General features: G+C 60.2%; 12 protein-coding genes. 8 read left to right on the top strand and 4 right to left on the bottom strand.

Annotated elements, in window-relative coordinates:
- Positions 1-183 precede the first annotated feature (183 nt).
- Positions 184-1,290: a TRAP transporter substrate-binding protein gene (locus IP85_RS02950; RefSeq protein ID WP_054148182.1), complete on the top strand. Its 1,107-nt coding sequence runs from the start codon at positions 184-186 to the stop codon at positions 1,288-1,290.
- A 154-nt stretch (positions 1,291-1,444) separates the two neighbouring features.
- Here the strand turns inward: IP85_RS02950 and IP85_RS02955 are convergent, their stop codons facing one another.
- Together IP85_RS02955 and IP85_RS02960 are read right to left on the bottom strand one after the other, a co-directional pair.
- Positions 1,445-3,268, bottom strand: coding sequence for a TRAP transporter large permease subunit (locus tag IP85_RS02955; RefSeq protein ID WP_054148183.1), 1,824 nt, complete (start codon positions 3,266-3,268; stop codon positions 1,445-1,447).
- Positions 3,261-3,854 (bottom strand): TRAP transporter small permease subunit, encoded by a 594-nt coding sequence (locus tag IP85_RS02960; protein ID WP_054148184.1) that lies wholly within the window; start codon positions 3,852-3,854, stop codon positions 3,261-3,263. The genes IP85_RS02955 and IP85_RS02960 overlap by 8 nt, the downstream gene beginning before the upstream one ends.
- Positions 3,855-4,229: 375 nt before the next feature.
- Between IP85_RS02960 and IP85_RS02965 the strand changes: the two genes are divergently transcribed.
- The 3 genes from IP85_RS02965 (at position 4,230) to IP85_RS02975 (ending at position 7,828) form a co-directional block, all read left to right on the top strand.
- Complete coding sequence (locus IP85_RS02965; RefSeq protein ID WP_054148185.1) at positions 4,230-6,539, top strand: EAL domain-containing protein; 2,310 nt, start codon at positions 4,230-4,232, stop codon at positions 6,537-6,539.
- A gap of 182 nt (positions 6,540-6,721) precedes the next feature.
- The gene (locus tag IP85_RS02970) at positions 6,722-7,471 is read left to right on the top strand and encodes a hypothetical protein (RefSeq protein ID WP_054148186.1); all 750 of its coding nucleotides are present in this window, start codon (positions 6,722-6,724) and stop codon (positions 7,469-7,471) included.
- Positions 7,472-7,603: 132 nt separating this feature from the next.
- Positions 7,604-7,828, top strand: a complete 225-nt coding sequence (locus IP85_RS02975) for an aa3-type cytochrome c oxidase subunit IV (RefSeq protein WP_054148187.1) — start codon at positions 7,604-7,606, stop codon at positions 7,826-7,828.
- Between the two features lie 141 nt (positions 7,829-7,969).
- On the opposite strand, the gene IP85_RS02980 is transcribed toward IP85_RS02975, so the two are convergent.
- Both IP85_RS02980 and rpsU read right to left on the bottom strand, forming a co-directional pair.
- A complete protein-coding gene (locus tag IP85_RS02980; RefSeq protein WP_054148507.1) occupies positions 7,970-8,836 on the bottom strand; it encodes a tetratricopeptide repeat protein in 867 nt (288 codons plus the stop codon).
- A 138-nt stretch (positions 8,837-8,974) separates the two neighbouring features.
- Complete coding sequence (gene rpsU, locus IP85_RS02985; protein WP_054148188.1) at positions 8,975-9,202, bottom strand: 30S ribosomal protein S21; 228 nt, start codon at positions 9,200-9,202, stop codon at positions 8,975-8,977.
- Positions 9,203-9,506: 304 nt separating this feature from the next.
- On the opposite strand from rpsU, the gene IP85_RS02990 reads away from it, so the two are divergent.
- The 4 genes from IP85_RS02990 to IP85_RS03005 are packed head-to-tail and all read left to right on the top strand — an operon-like array spanning position 9,507 to position 14,635.
- The gene (locus IP85_RS02990) at positions 9,507-10,760 is read left to right on the top strand and encodes a sarcosine oxidase subunit beta family protein (RefSeq protein ID WP_054148189.1); all 1,254 of its coding nucleotides are present in this window, start codon (positions 9,507-9,509) and stop codon (positions 10,758-10,760) included.
- A gap of 17 nt (positions 10,761-10,777) precedes the next feature.
- Positions 10,778-11,098, top strand: a complete 321-nt coding sequence (locus IP85_RS02995) for a sarcosine oxidase subunit delta (protein ID WP_054148190.1) — start codon at positions 10,778-10,780, stop codon at positions 11,096-11,098.
- A complete protein-coding gene (locus IP85_RS03000) occupies positions 11,095-14,088 on the top strand; it encodes a sarcosine oxidase subunit alpha (RefSeq protein ID WP_054148191.1) in 2,994 nt (997 codons plus the stop codon). Before IP85_RS02995 ends, IP85_RS03000 begins: the two co-directional genes overlap by 4 nt.
- The gene (locus IP85_RS03005; RefSeq protein WP_054148192.1) at positions 14,081-14,635 is read left to right on the top strand and encodes a sarcosine oxidase subunit gamma; all 555 of its coding nucleotides are present in this window, start codon (positions 14,081-14,083) and stop codon (positions 14,633-14,635) included. The genes IP85_RS03000 and IP85_RS03005 overlap by 8 nt, the downstream gene beginning before the upstream one ends.
- Positions 14,636-14,839 lie beyond the last annotated feature (204 nt).

Below are 14,839 nucleotides of genomic sequence, written 5' to 3' on the forward strand. Positions count from 1 at the left end.
TCGTTTTACATGTTCGCGCTAACATAGCGACTGCCCTCTACAGGCACGCTCAAGTGAAAGCTCTCATCCAAAAGAATAGAGTCCAAGCGCTTGAATCCCTTTAGACAAAATGGTTAGCTCGCGCATCGCTGCCGGGAGGGGCCGACGATGCCCGCCGGTGGGGCAACAAGTGGGAGGTAGTTCATGGATCGTCGTTCATTTATCAAGAAGGCTGGCGTCGCCGGTGCGGGCGCTGCTGCGTCCACCGTGCTGGCAGCACCAGCCATCGCGCAGGAAAACCCCAAGATCACCTGGCGCTGCTCGTCGGGCTTCCCCAAGGCGCTTGACACCATTTATGGTGCTGCCGAAGTGTTTGCGGCAGCCGTCAACGAAGCAACCGACGGCAATTTCCAGATCCAGGTCTTCGGGGCTGGCGAAATCGTCGGTGCGCTGGAAGGTGCAGATGCCGTTCGTGATGGCACCATCGAAATGGCGCATACCGCGTCCTACTACTTCTTTGGCAAGGATCCGAGCTGGGCATTCGGCACGGGCGTTCCGTTCGGCCTGAACCAGCGCATGACCAATGGCTGGCTCTACGAGGGCGGTGGTCTCGACCTGCTCAATGAGTTCTATGCCGCCAACAACATGATCTCGTTCCCGGCTGGTAATACCGGTGCGCAGATGGGTGGCTGGTTCCGTAAGGAAATCAACACGGTCGCCGACTTGCAGGGCCTGAAGTTCCGCATCGGCGGCTTCGGTGGTCGCATCATTTCCGAACTCGGAGTCGTTCCGCAGAACATCCCGGGTGGTGACATCTACGCTGCTCTCGAACGCGGCACGATCGATGGTGCCGAATTCGTCGGCCCTTACGACGACGCCAAGCTCGGCTTCAACAAGGTCGCGCCCTATTGCTACTATCCCGGCTGGTGGGAAGGTGGCGTGACGCTGATGAACATGATCAATCTCGACAAGTGGAACGAGCTGCCGAGCAACTACAAGGGTATCGTCAAGAGTGCGTCGGCGCTCGCCAACGGTGTGATGATGGCGCGCTACGACAGCCTCAACCCGGCTGCCCTGAAGCAGCTCGTCGCAGACGGCACTCAGCTTCGTCCCTACAGCCGCGAAATTCTGGAAGCCTGCTTCGACGCGGCGACCAAGGTTTATGGCGAGATCAGCGCCGAGAACCCGCAGTTCAAGAAGCTGCATGACTCGTACATGGGCTATCGCGGCGACGGCTATCTGTGGTTCCAGCTGTCCGAGTACAGCTTCGACACCTTCATGATGCTGCAGCAGCGCGGCGGCAAGCTCTAAGCTTTTCGCTTCAGACTGATCGAAGAGGCCTCGGGACGTCCAGTCCCGGGGCCTTATTTGTTTGTGTCGTGATCCATTCGAATCGATTATCGGCGCTTGGCCAAAGAAAAACCCGGCGTCTCCGCCGGGTCTCATTTTTGAGAGGCCTTCGCCTTCAGTCGAACCGCGGCAGGCCGCCGGCATCGCCAGGGCCTGGCAGGCCACCTGGGGCCGGAAGCGATGTGCCTCCTGCCGGTGGTGTGGCCGGCTGCGTTGTCGGAGCCCCGAAATTCGGCATCGCAGGCATGCCATCACCGGGTCCCGGAAGACCCAGCGAAGGTGCTCCATCGAGGCTCATGCCTGGCAGACCGAAGCCGGAACCACCTGCATCGTTGATCTGGCTGTTGATGTCCGTCTGGTTCATCTGCACGGGCGCGGCCTTGTAGTGGGTCACAAGACCGGGGAAGGCGATCAGAATGCCCAGCATGAGGATGTTGATCAGGATGAACGGCAACGTCCCTGTGTAGATCGACCGCGTGGTGATGGGTTCGATCATGCGATCGGTCGTCTTGTCGTGCCAGGCCTTGGTCGGTGCAACCGAGCGCAGATAGAAGAGGGCAAAGCCGAAGGGTGGCGTCAGGAAGCTGACCTGCAGGTTCATCCCCAACAATACGCCGAACCAGACAAGGTCGATGCCGAGCTTGTCTGCCACGGGTGCCAGCAACGGCACCAGAACGAATGCGATTTCGAAGAAATCGAGGAAGCATCCGAGGATGAAGACGATGATCGTCACGACGATCAGGAAGCCTGTCTCACCGCCCGGCAACGCCAGCATCAGTTCTTCAACCCAGATATCGCCCGAGATCCCATAGAAGGTGAGCGCGAAGACACGGGCACCAATCAGGATGAACATGACGAAGGTCGCTAGCTTCGCGGTCGAGTCCAGCGCCTGCATCAGGGTCTTCAGGTTGAGTCTGCGTTTTGCCAGCGCCATGATCAGTGCGCCGGCAGCACCCATGGCGCCGCCTTCTGTCGGCGTTGCGATGCCGAGGAAGATCGTGCCGAGGACGAGGAAGATGAGCGCAAGTGGCGGGATCAGGACAATGACAACCTGCTCGGCCATCTTCGACATATAACCCAGGTTCCAATGACGATTGGCCAGGGCAAACACGTATGGGATGACTGTCGCTGCAAGTGCTGCCCAGACCACGCGCGTCTCGTAGCGGAACTCCGTGAACACGAAGTAATAGCTGATGAAGTAGAGACCGATCGCAGCCAGAAGGATGAAATAGAGAGACGTCCCTCCTGAACCAAGTGGGCGGGCTTCAGGAGGAAGTGCGGGTGCCCATTCCGGTTTGATCAATGTGACCGCGAAGATGTAGAGGCAATACATGCCAACCAGCATCAATGCTGGCAGCATGGCGCCGACATACATGTCGCCCACGGAGCGACCGAGCTGGTCGGCCATGACGATCAGAACCAGCGAAGGCGGAACGATCTGCGCCAAGGTGCCGGATGCCGCGATCGTACCCGCGGCAAGGCCTGGATTGTAGTTGTAACGCATCATGATGGGCAGTGAGATCAGGCCCATGGCGATGACTGAGGCTGCCACGACGCCGGTCGTTGCAGCTAGAAGCGCGCCGACGATGACAACCGCGAATGCCAGGCCGCCGCGCACGGTGCCGAACAACTGGCCGATCGTGTCTAGAAGGTCTTCCGCCATGCGCGACCGCTCGAGGATCAGGCCCATGAAGGTGAAGAAGGGAATGGCCAGAAGCGTGTCGTTGCGCATGATGTCAAAGACACGGTTCATGTTGGCTTGGGCCAGCGGCCAGGACAATCTTATCTCCGGCGAGATATGGCTGAGCTCCACACCGAAGATGAAGAAGTAGATTCCGCCGGCCGCCAGCGTGAATGCAACCGGGTAGCCGATCAGCAGCATACCCATCACGATGATAAACATGATCGGCGCGAGGTTGTGTGCGAAAATATCAAGCATTGTTGCCCCCCTTCGTCTGGCTCGCAGCGTCGTCGGCAGGCAGATCAGGTTTGCCATGTCCGGACGCGACCGTCGTGTCCTCGAGGTCGCCACGAATGATGGCAAAGCGCTTGATGATTTCCGAGAACGCCTGGAGGTTCAATAGAACGAAGCCCACAAGGATGCTGGCCTTGGCCGGCCAAATGATCAGGCCGCCAGCGTTGGAGGACATTTCGCCCGACATAAACGAGCGCCAGAAGAATGGCCACGCAAAATACGTCATCATTAGGCAGAAGGGCAGCAGGAAAAAGATATGGCCGAATAGGTCGATCCAGTCGCGTGTGCGCTTCTTGAAAGTGCCCGCCAGCACGTCAATTCGCACATGCTCGTTGCGCTGGAGCGTGTAGGCGGCTGCCAGCATGAACACGGTGCCGAACAGATACCACTGTACTTCCAGCCAAGCGTTGGATGACATGTCGAAGGTCTTGCGGATGACGGCGTTGCCGGCGCTGATCAGGACGGCGGCCAGGAGCAGCCAGGAAACCCAGCGCCCGATGGCCCCGTTGATCGCGTCGATCAGCCGAGAAACAGCCAACAGGATTGTCATTGTGTTTTTTCTCCCCTTGTCGCTTCGTGCTTAGAGCAATGGCAAACCACGTGCAACTGGACTGCACCGATCCGCCCCCAGGGGCAACGAAAGTTGAACTGGCGGCAGCTGCAGCCGAAGCTGGCACTGGTTTCCGTCTGCGCGCATCGCTTGTGTTTGCTTGCATTTTAATAGTTTCGATAGGCCGCCCTTAAGAGGTTCTCGCTTAGTGGTTTGCGTGTCACCTAGAAGCAGTGCAGTTTAGGAGTTGCTTCGTTTTGCGTGTTGCTGTGACGTTTTAGGACATGCTTTTTGCCGCAAAGCAGGCACAAGGATTGGAAGAGACATCATTTGAAAACTGAGGTTTCGCGTCCAACCTTGCCGGGAGGGCAGATCATGAATACCGAGAGGGGGCATGAGAAAAATGTGCCCACGGATGTGTATCTGTCGTTCGTGAGCTCTCTGTTCGACAACCGCTTCACGCTGTTTACCGGCATGGTTGTCCACATCCTGACATTCGTCACGGTCTATGTGCAGACGGGAGCGTCCTTCTACCTCTTCCTGTGCGCCTGCTTCGTCGCCGTCTTCTCGTTCCGGCTGAGCTCCTTCTTTGTCTTCGATCGGGAAGACAAGTCGAAGCTCACTCGCCAGCAGATCGCGGCCTGGGAACGCCGCTATGTCATCGGGGGCGCCTCGACTGCTGCAATCCTGGGTGTCGGCAGCGGTTACGCGATGCTCGCCTTCGAAGACACATTCGCGGAACTTGCCTGCATAGCCGTGACCATGGCCTCGATGGTGTCCGTCGTCGGCCGCAACTATGGTTCAAGGCTTGCTGTCGATCTGCAGACTTTGGCGTGCTGCGTGCCCATGATCATCGGCAGCCTTCTTGCACAGGATCTCTTCAAGGCATTGTTGTCGCTGATGCTCGTGCCGTTTGGCCTCACCGTGCGGTCGATGGCCAATGGTGTGCGCGACTTCCTCTATGAAAATGTTCTGGCTTCTCGCGAAATGGCAAAAATTGCCGATCGCTTCGACACGGCTCTCAGCAACATGACACATGGTCTGTTGATGCTTGATCCGAACAATCGGATCGAGGTGGTCAATCGGAAGGCCTGCGAATTGCTCAACCTGGGGGACCGTCGCCGCCTCGTCGGCTGCGATCTCGACGTCGTTCTGCGCTACGGCGTCCGGCATACGTTTCTGGACGGATCCATGTCGAGCCTTCTGCAGAAACAGCTCGCCCAGCTCGTGCAAGGGCTCTCCAGCCGCGCACTCATGCATTTCTCTGAAGATCTGGTGCTGGAGTTCTCAGCCAAGCGGCGCGACGAGGGTGGGGTCGTGTTGATCTTCGAGGATGTGACGGCTCGTGTGCATGCCGATCGCAAGATCCTGCACATGGCACGTTACGATAGTCTGACGGGGCTGCCGCATCGGGGATACTTCATCGACCTCGTCCGCGAGCGTCTGGAGCGCTCCGGCGAGTTCGGGACGACTGTCGGCCTGATGATCCTTGATGTTGCCGATTTCAAGCATGTGAACGATCTCAAGGGGCATCTGACCGGCGACAAATTGCTGGTGTCCATCGCGTCTCGCCTGACGGAGTTTGCCGCAGGCAAGGCTGTTGTCGGCCGTCAGGTGGGCGATCACTTCATCTGCTTCTTTCCGAATGTCGAGGACGAGGACGACCTCGTAGACGTGATGCGTAACCTGCATCTCGCCGCCAGCGCCGATTATGATGTCGAGGGGATGCGTGTCCCGGTCGTTTTCTCCGCCGGGGCCGTGCTTGCCGAGAGTGCTGCATTCGACATGGATGACTGGCTGGTCAAGCTGGATATCGCGCTGTTCGAATCGAAGGCACGCAGCCGTGGCAGCTTTACGCTTTTCGTCAAGGAAATGGATGCGCGTTATCTGGAGCGGCAGCGGCTGAAGGCGGATCTCAGAGCGGCCGTTGACCAGCAGGCCATCACCGTCGTCTACCAGCCCATGTTCACTCCGGATGGGCGCGGTCTCGTCTGTTGCGAGGCGCTTGCCCGATGGCATCACCCGGAAAAGGGACCGATTGCGCCGAACATCTTCATCCAGATCGCAGAAGAGATGGGCATTGTCACAGAGATCACGGAGCAGGTGCTGCGCCGAGCCTGTTTTGATTGCCAGACTTGGCCGGAAGCGATCGGTGTTTCGGTTAATCTTTCTGTCCACGATCTCAGGCAGGGCGATCTCGCCGCCATGATCGAACGGATACTCTCGGAGACTGGGCTGTCGGCAAAGCTGCTGCATCTTGAGGTCACGGAAAGCAGCCTGATCGAAGAACTCACTCCCGCCCGCGCCGTTCTGGACAGGCTACGCGGGCTCGGGATCACGATTTCCATCGACGATTTCGGCACCGGCTTCTCGAGCCTCAGCTACCTGGATACCCTGCCCGTCGACGTGGTGAAGATCGATCGCTCCTTCGTTCGCAACATCGGGCAGGACGCCCGCCGATTGAAGCTTCTGCGGGGGATCGTCAGCCTGACGCGCGGTCTTGACATCGGGATCGTGGTCGAAGGCGTTGAAACGCGGGAGCAGCTGTCGCTGATCAAGAAGCACAACTGCGCCGATCTCATTCAGGGCTACGTCTTCTCGATGCCGATCGCCGCTCACGCCATCGCCGCTCTCGCGGAGGAGGCAGAAGTCCACGGGATCGCTGCCCAAGCCGGCGTGGCTTGACGCACCTGTTCTGCTGCCTGTTTCCATTTCCAGTCAGATTTACCGCGTGTCGCAGAGATGGTTGCGGATGCGACTGTTAACCTTAACCTATCGCATTTTAATATCTTATTAATTTTCAGGGGGGCGAGGCGGAACGATAGGTGATACCCCATGCCATCGGTTGCAGCCGGCGGGGTATCAGTATGGAACTGGAAGGCTTTTCGGAACGATTGATGCGCTACCTCGATTTCATCGAGTATCGCCGGATCGAGACTCAAGAAGATTTCGAAGATATCGAGCAACTGCGTTACAAGGCTTACAAGGCAGCGAACGTGCTGCCTGTCGCGGCGCCAAGCATGATTGATGATGCTGATTTCGACAGGCACGCCTATGTTTTCGGGATCTATTATTTCGAAGAGCTTGTCAGCACGATACGGCTTCACCACGTGACCCCAAGACATCCCCTATCACAGTCGGCAGGCGTCTTTCCCGACGTGATGGAGGCTTATCTGGATGCAGGACTGACCTTGATCGACCCCGCGCGTTTCGCTGTCGATCCAGATGTGGCAAGCGAGTTGCCCATTCTCCCCTACATCACTCTTCGGACGAGCATTGTCGCTGCCGCCTATTTCAGGGCGGACCGCGTGCTGCAACACGTTCGGCCGCATCATACTGCCTTCTACAAGCGCGTCTTCTATGCGGAAACTGTCGTCGAGCGGCGGATGACCGAGATCTATGGTCTTGAGCTCACACTCATGGCCACCAATACCCACACGACGGGTGCGAAACTCCTCAAGCGCTATCCGTTCTTCGATTCCGGGGTGCACGAGCGCCGCCTGATGTTCGGACGTGGGGAGGGGGCGCTGTCGACCACGCCGCTGACGGTCCTGCCTTCGGCGCGACTCGTGGCGGCGGGAAAGGTCACGGGCGCTGTCGCTGGTCGGGATTATTGACCACAAACGTCGGATCCGATTGCGCTCCGCCTGCCGTTTGTGTATGCGGGAAAAAGATACATTTCTGCCCATGGTTTCGTCAGATGTGATTCCGCCGTGGTGCCGCTAGGCTTAAGATTTGGGAGATCGAACATGAGCGAACATCATTCCGGTCCGGTCGAAACCGGTGCTTCTATGGACTACAAGGAGCACGAGAAGACCTATGACGTCTTCATCGCTGGCACCAAGTATGGCACCGTCATCCTGGTTGCGCTGATGATCGCCATGGCTGCCGGCTTCTTCGGCGGTGCTGGCCTGCTCGGCGGGTTCTTCATCTGGATCGTGCTGTCGGTTGCCGGCGTCTTCATGATGCGCTGATCGGCGATAGAGCATTGATTGACGAGAGGCGGTCCGGCAACGGATCGCCTTTTTCTTTGCCCATCGTCCGCATCAATCCATGGCCATAAAAAAAACGGCGGATCACCCCGCCGTTTCGATGTCTTGCCGATGGTTCTGGCCTCAGCTTGTCGTGCCGCGCGTGCGCGCCAGGCCCTGTTTGGCCGGCTCGTATTTGGGGTCGAGGCGCAGCGCATGGCTGTAGGACTTGGCTGCACGGGCCTTGTCGCCGCGGCGCTCATAGATCAGCGCCTGGTTGGCCCAGCTCTCGGCGATGTTGTTGTTCAGCTCGATCGCGAGGTTGAAATCGGCGAATGCGTTGTCGTCATCGTTCAGCGCGACATAGGATACGCCACGGCCATTGTAGGGCTCAGGCGCCCGCGGCGAAAGCGAGATCGCCTTCGAGAAGTCATCGATCGCCTTCGCATGGTCGCCGCGCACCTGGTATATCAGGCCACGATTGTGGAAGGCACGACCATCGGTCGTATCGAGCTGGATGGCGCGGTTGAAGTCGCCGAAGGCCTCGTCGATGCGGCCGGCCTGACGATAGATGTTGCCGCGGCCGATATAGGCGACGTCGTAGTTCGGGTTGATCTTGAGCGCCTGGTTGTAGTCGGCGGCGGCTTCGACCGGCTTGCCCATGTTGCGGTAGACCAGCGCGCGGTTGGCATAGGCCTGGAAGAACTGCGGGTTGAGCTGCAGGGCGGTGTTGAAATCGTCGAGCGCCTGGCGGAACTGCCCTGCGCGACCATAGGCCGAGCCGCGCACGTTGTAGCCTTCCGGATCCCGCGGGTTGGACTGGATGACTGATGTCAGAGAGGCGATGTTTTCCTCGGAGCCCTGGGCCCGGTCAAGACGAATAACATCCGTGGTTTCCGTCGTGGTGGCGCAGCTTGCCAGGGTCAGTGTGGCGAGCAGGGCTGCCGCAGTGGCCAGTCGCGGTAAGCGCGAAGCCTGGGAGGCGGAGAGGAGCACGGAGGTTTTCGTCATGAGGCGCATCATCCGGCGGCCGCCAGAACCCCTCGTAGGCGTCGGACAGCGCAAGTTCGTGTTTCATATCAAAAGGGCGGCGGCGATTCGTCTCGCCCCCGCCCTCATTTCATAGGAAAACGTCTAAATCTAGGCTGATCAGCGCGCGCGAGCAGGGGCCGGCAGAAGGCCTTCGCGCTGCATCTTCTTGCGGGCGAGCTTACGGACGCGGCGAACGGCCTCGGCCTTTTCGCGCGCACGCTTCTCGGACGGCTTTTCGAAGAAGTCGCGCATCTTCATTTCACGGAAAATGCCTTCGCGCTGCATTTTCTTCTTGAGAGCGCGGAGCGCCTGGTCAACGTTGTTGTCGCGGACTAGTACCTGCACGTTTATCCCGTTCCTTTGGTTTTAAGTGTTGGTCCTTCCGTCGATGGAGGTCGCATCTTCGGAAACAGCGTAATGGTTCGCGCGGCCACTGAGTCCGGCGATTGGGTTGCGAGATACCAGAAGACCCTGGTGAAGTCCATATGGCGCAAGGCTTCCCGCCAATAATTTTGCGCCCTACACTGCACTTCTTCTGGGGTGTCGAAAGACGGATGACAATGCGTCGCAAAACGGACGTCATGTCGTGGGTTGATCTGCGACCTGTATCATCCTACCCAAATGCCTGAACCACAGGAGTTTAAGGCGAATGCGCAAATATTCGGTCTTTGCCGTTGTCCGTGAGGCCATGCGTGCCCACAAGGGGTGGGAGGCTCAATGGGTCTCTCCCGAGCCGCGGCAGTCCTATGACGTGATCATCATCGGTGCCGGCGGCCATGGCCTGGGCGCGGCCTATTATCTCGCCAAGGAGCACGGCATTACCAATGTCGCCGTGATCGAAAAAGGCTGGCTCGGCGGCGGCAATACCGGCCGCAACACGACGATCATCCGGTCCAACTATCTCTATGAAGAGAGCATGGACATCTACGAGCATTCGCTGAAGCTCTGGGAGGGCCTCAGCCAGGACCTCAACTACAATGTGATGTATTCGCCGCGCGGCGTAATGATGCTGTCGCACAATGTGCATGACCAGCAGTCCTTCAAGCGGCATGTGAATGCAAACAATCTCTATGGCATCGACAATGAGTGGCTGACGCCGGAGCAGGCCAAGGCCTTCTGCCCGCCGCTCGATATCTCCAAGACCGCCCGTTACCCGATCAATGGTGCAGCGCTCCAGCGCCGCGGCGGCACGGCGCGTCACGATGCTGTCGCCTGGGGTTATGCGCGTGCAGCGTCGGATCGCGGTGTGCACATTATCCAGAACTGCGAAGTCACCGGCATCCGCCGTGGTCCGAATGGTGAAGTCACCGGCGTCGACACGACCAAGGGCTTTATCGGCGCGAAGAAGGTCGGCGTTTCCGCTGCCGGCCACTCCTCCGTCGTCATGGGCATGGCGGGTGTGCGTCTTCCGGTTCACTCGACGCCGCTGCAGGCGCTCGTCTCCGAGCCGCTGAAGCCGATCTTCCCCTGCGTCGTCATGTCGAACACCGTGCATGCCTATATCTCGCAGTCGGACAAGGGCGAGCTGGTCATCGGTGCCGGTACCGACCAGTACAATTCCTACAGCCAGACCGGCGGCATGCAGATCATCACCCATACGCTGGATGCCATCTGCGAACTCTTCCCGATGTTCCGTCGTGTGAAGATGATGCGCCAGTGGGGCGGGATCACCGACAACACGGCCGACCGTTCACCGATCCAGAGCGTGACGCCGGTTCCGAACCTCTTCGTCAATGCCGGCTGGGGTACGGGCGGTTTCAAGGCGACGCCGGGCTCGGCGAACCTCTTTGCCCATCTCATCGCCAAGGGCGAGCCGCACCGGCTGGCCCAGGGCCTGACGCTCGACCGGTTCCGCACCGGCCGCCTCATCGACGAGGCAGCCGCCGCTGCCGTGGCGCACTGAATTAGGGATCGTCCATCATGCTGGTCATCAAATGCCCCTATTGCGAAGAAGAGCGTGCTGAGCTCGAGTTTCGCGCCGCCGGTGAAGCGCATATCGCGCGCCCGGAAAACATCGCTTCGATTACGGACGAAGAGTTCGCCGACTACTTCTTCCTGCGTGACAACCCGAAGGGCCTGATCTTCGAACGCTGGCGCCATATCCATGGCTGCGGGCGCTTCTTCAACGCGGCCCGCGACACGATCTCCGACAAGATCCTGCTGACCTACAAGGCCGGTGAACCCATGCCCGATCCTGCAACACTGGTTGCCCCGTCTGCATCGAAGGGAGAAAAGGCATGAGTGCTGCCAACCGTATTCCCGGCAAGGGTCGCCTGACGCCGGCGCTGACCGCCCGCTTCACCATCGATGGCCGCACTTTGACGGCCTATGAAGGTGATACCGTGGCGTCTGCCATGATCGCCAACGGTATGCATCTCGCCGGACGCTCGTTCAAGTATCACCGTCCGCGCGGCATCCTGACCGCAGGTCCGGAAGAGCCGAACGCGCTGCTCGACGTGTCGCGTGACGCTGCCCGCCGCCAGCCGAATGTGCGGGCGACCGTGCAGGAAGTCTTCGACGGGATGAAGATCGAGACGCAGAACCGCTGGCCGTCGCTGTCGCTCGACATCGGCGAGGTCAACAACCTGCTGTCGCCCTTCTTCGCCGCCGGTTTTTACTACAAGACCTTCATGTGGCCGAAGGCTGCCTGGCACCAGATTTACGAGCCCTTCATCCGTCGCGCCGCCGGTCTCGGCCATGCGCCGAAGGAAGCCGATCCGGATCATTACGCCAACCGCTACGCCCACTGCGACGTGCTGGTGATTGGCGGTGGTGCCGCCGGTCTCGCTTCGGCGCTGGCTGCCGCCCAGACGGGCGTGCGCGTCATGATCGTTGACGAACAGCCGGAAATGGGCGGTGCCTTCCACTTCGACACCGGTGCGACCGTCGACGGCCAGAGCGGCTGGGACTGGGCACAGGCGACCGTCGCCAAGCTGAAGGGTATGGCCAACGTCACCGTGCTCTCTCGCACGACCGCCTTCGGCTATCACAACCACAATTACGTGGCGCTTGTTGAGCGTGTCACCGACCACATCGCCAAGCCGGCCAAGAACAAGCCGCGGGAACGGCTGTGGCAGGTCCGTGCCAAGCGCGTGGTGATCGCCAGCGGTTCGATCGAACGCCATATGGTGTTCGCCAACAACGACCGTCCGGGCATCATGCTGGCCTCTGCCGGCCGCACCTATCTCAACCATTTCGGCGTTGCCGTCGGCGCCAAGGTCGGCGTCTACACGGCGCATGACTCGGCCTATGAAGCGGCAATCGATCTGAAGAAATCAGGTGTCTCTGTGCCTGTCATCGTCGATGCCCGCGAAAAGCCGGGCGAGGGCGTACTGGCCCAGGCGCGGGCGCTGGGCATCGAAGTGCTGACCGGCCACGGTGTCGTCGACACATCAGGTCGCCTCCGCGTCCGCTCGATCACCGTTCGCCGCAATGGCGGTGGCGCCGCCCGCAAGATCGAGGTCGATGCGCTTCTGATGTCGGCCGGCTGGACGCCGTCGGTGCACATGTTCTCGCAGTCGCGCGGCAAGCTGAAATACGACGCGGCCAATGACCGCTTCTTACCCGACGTCTATGTGCAGGATTGCGTCTCCGTCGGCGGCTGCAAAGGCACTGACGACCTGCAGGCCTTGCTCGACGAGGCAACGACTGCTGGTCTCTCCTCGGCCAAGGCCGCCGGCGCGACTGAAACGCCTTCCATCTCGCTTTCCGGTGCCAATGCACACGCCTGGACCGGCGGCATGATCGGCGCTGCCGAAGGCGCTGGCCGCGAGGACAACGTCAAGGCTTTCGTCGACTTCCAGCATGATGTCTGCGCCAAGGACATCCGCCTCGCCGTGCGCGAGGGCATGCATTCGATCGAGCATATCAAGCGCTTCACGACCAACGGCATGGCCTCTGACCAGGGCAAGCTCTCCAACATGCATGGTCTGGCGATTGCCGCCGAAGTGCTCGGCAAGGAGATCCCGCAGGTCGGTCTCACCACCTTCCGCGCGCCCTATACGCCCGTCACGTTCGGCACGCTGATCAACCATTCGCGTGATGCGCTGTTTGATCCCGTGCGCAAGACGCCGATGCATGCCTATGAAGTCTCACAGGGTGCCGTCTATGAAGATGTCGGCAACTGGAAGCGCGCCTGGTATTACCCTAGGGCGGGCGAAGACATGCATGCCGCCGTCAACCGCGAATGCAAGACGGTGCGTGACGCAGCCGGCGTGTTCAACGCCTCGACGCTCGGTAAGATCGAGGTTGTCGGTCCCGATGCTGCCGAGTTCCTGAACCTGATGTACACCAATGCCTGGGACACGCTGAAGCCCGGCAAGGCGCGCTACGGCATCATGACGCGCGAAGACGGCTTCATCTATGACGACGGCGTCGTCGGGCGTCTCTCCGAGGACCGCTTCCACGTGACCACCACGACGGGCGGTGCGCCGCGTGTCATGCACCACATGGAAGACTATCTGCAGACGGAATTCCCGCATCTGAAGGTCTGGCTCACCTCGACCACCGAACAATGGGCTGTCATCGCCGTCCAGGGTCCGAAGGCCCGTGACATCATCGCGCCTTTCGTCGAGGGCATCGACATCTCGAACGAGGCCTTCCCGCATATGAGCGTGGCCGAAGGCAAGTTCTGCGGCGTGCCGACGCGCCTGTTCCGCGTGTCCTTCACCGGTGAGCTCGGCTTCGAAGTCAACGTGCCCGCCGATTTCGGCGCTGACGTCTTCCGCCAGATCTGGGAGCGCGCGCAGTCGCTCGGCGCCTGCCTCTATGGCACCGAGACCATGCATGTGCTGCGCGCCGAGAAGGGTTATATCATCGTCGGTCAGGACACCGACGGTACGCTGACGGCTGACGATGCCGGCCTTTCCTGGGCGGTGTCGAAGAAGAAGACCGACTTTGTCGGCATTCGCGGCATGAAGCGTCCGGATCTGGTCAAGGAAGGCCGCAAGCAGCTCGTCGGCATCTTCACCAAGGATCCGAACGAAGTTCTGGAAGAGGGCGCCCAGATCGTCGCCAATCCGAACCAGCCGAAGCCGATGACCATGCTTGGCCACGTCACCTCGTCCTACTGGTCGGAAAACCTTGGCCGCTCGATTGCGATCGCGATGGTGGCCGGTGGACGCGCCCGCATGGGTCAGACGCTTTATGTGCCGATGAAGGACAAGACCATTGCGGTGGAAGTCACCGACATGGTGTTCGTTGACAAGGAAGGAGGCCGCATCCATGGCTGATATGTCTGTTGCAGACCGCAAGACCGTTCTTGCCGGCTTCCACGGCGGCAGCGCCAAGGTGCGTCTCACACCGGCACTTCCCGCCACCCGCGTCTCGCTGCGCGCTGGCGCCGATGCCGTGGCGGGCCTCTCCAAGACACTTGGTCTCAAGCTGCCGACAAAGCCAAAGACATCTGTCTCCGCCAAGGGCCGCACGGCCTTCTGGATCGGTCCGGACGAATGGTTCCTGATCGACGAGAAGGGCGCAGAGCTGATGGCCGACTGCGCCGCCTCCGGCGTGGTTCATTCGGCCACCGACATCTCCCACCGCAACACGGCGATCATCGTCTCGGGACCTGCCGCTGCCGACACCCTGAATGCGGCGAGCCCGCTTGATCTCTCGCTTGCCGCCTTCCCGGTGGGGGCCGTGACGCGCACGGTGTTCGGCAAGATCGAGATCATCCTCTACCGCGTCGAGGAAGAGACGTTTCGCGTCGAATGCTGGCGGTCGTTTGCGGAATATGCGTTCGGCATGCTGAGTGAAGGCGCGGAGGATGCCTCGCTCTGAAGCGCGCGTGTCTGAAGGGGGTTGAGGAGGCCGGGGTGACCCGGCCTTCGTGCATTTTGCGTTTGATTGCTGATCGGGCGCAAGTGCGGTGACGCCATTGCTAGGTAGCACGTGAGTCGGGGGGAAGAGCAGATGGCGGCTTTGCGCCAGAAGCGGACGTAGGCGCACGCTTTGATGAAGGACCTGTGTCGACCCCATTTCGGT

It is taken from the genome of Rhizobium sp. AAP116, assembly GCF_001295785.1.
Classification (GTDB): Bacteria; Pseudomonadota; Alphaproteobacteria; order Rhizobiales; family Rhizobiaceae; genus Allorhizobium.

What these genes read in the sequence shown, in the direction of transcription:
- IP85_RS02950 (WP_054148182.1), top strand. Translation starts at nt 184, where the DNA reads ATGGATCGTCGTTCATTTATCAAGAAGGCTGGCGTCGCCGGTGCGGGC.
- IP85_RS02955 (WP_054148183.1), bottom strand. Translation starts at nt 3,268, where the DNA reads ATGCTTGATATTTTCGCACACAACCTCGCGCCGATCATGTTTATCATC.
- IP85_RS02960 (WP_054148184.1), bottom strand. Translation starts at nt 3,854, where the DNA reads ATGACAATCCTGTTGGCTGTTTCTCGGCTGATCGACGCGATCAACGGG.
- IP85_RS02965 (WP_054148185.1), top strand. Translation starts at nt 4,230, where the DNA reads ATGAATACCGAGAGGGGGCATGAGAAAAATGTGCCCACGGATGTGTAT.
- IP85_RS02970 (WP_054148186.1), top strand. Translation starts at nt 6,722, where the DNA reads ATGGAACTGGAAGGCTTTTCGGAACGATTGATGCGCTACCTCGATTTC.
- IP85_RS02975 (WP_054148187.1), top strand. Translation starts at nt 7,604, where the DNA reads ATGAGCGAACATCATTCCGGTCCGGTCGAAACCGGTGCTTCTATGGAC.
- IP85_RS02980 (WP_054148507.1), bottom strand. Translation starts at nt 8,836, where the DNA reads ATGACGAAAACCTCCGTGCTCCTCTCCGCCTCCCAGGCTTCGCGCTTA.
- IP85_RS02990 (WP_054148189.1), top strand. Translation starts at nt 9,507, where the DNA reads ATGCGCAAATATTCGGTCTTTGCCGTTGTCCGTGAGGCCATGCGTGCC.
- IP85_RS02995 (WP_054148190.1), top strand. Translation starts at nt 10,778, where the DNA reads ATGCTGGTCATCAAATGCCCCTATTGCGAAGAAGAGCGTGCTGAGCTC.
- IP85_RS03000 (WP_054148191.1), top strand. Translation starts at nt 11,095, where the DNA reads ATGAGTGCTGCCAACCGTATTCCCGGCAAGGGTCGCCTGACGCCGGCG.
- IP85_RS03005 (WP_054148192.1), top strand. Translation starts at nt 14,081, where the DNA reads ATGGCTGATATGTCTGTTGCAGACCGCAAGACCGTTCTTGCCGGCTTC.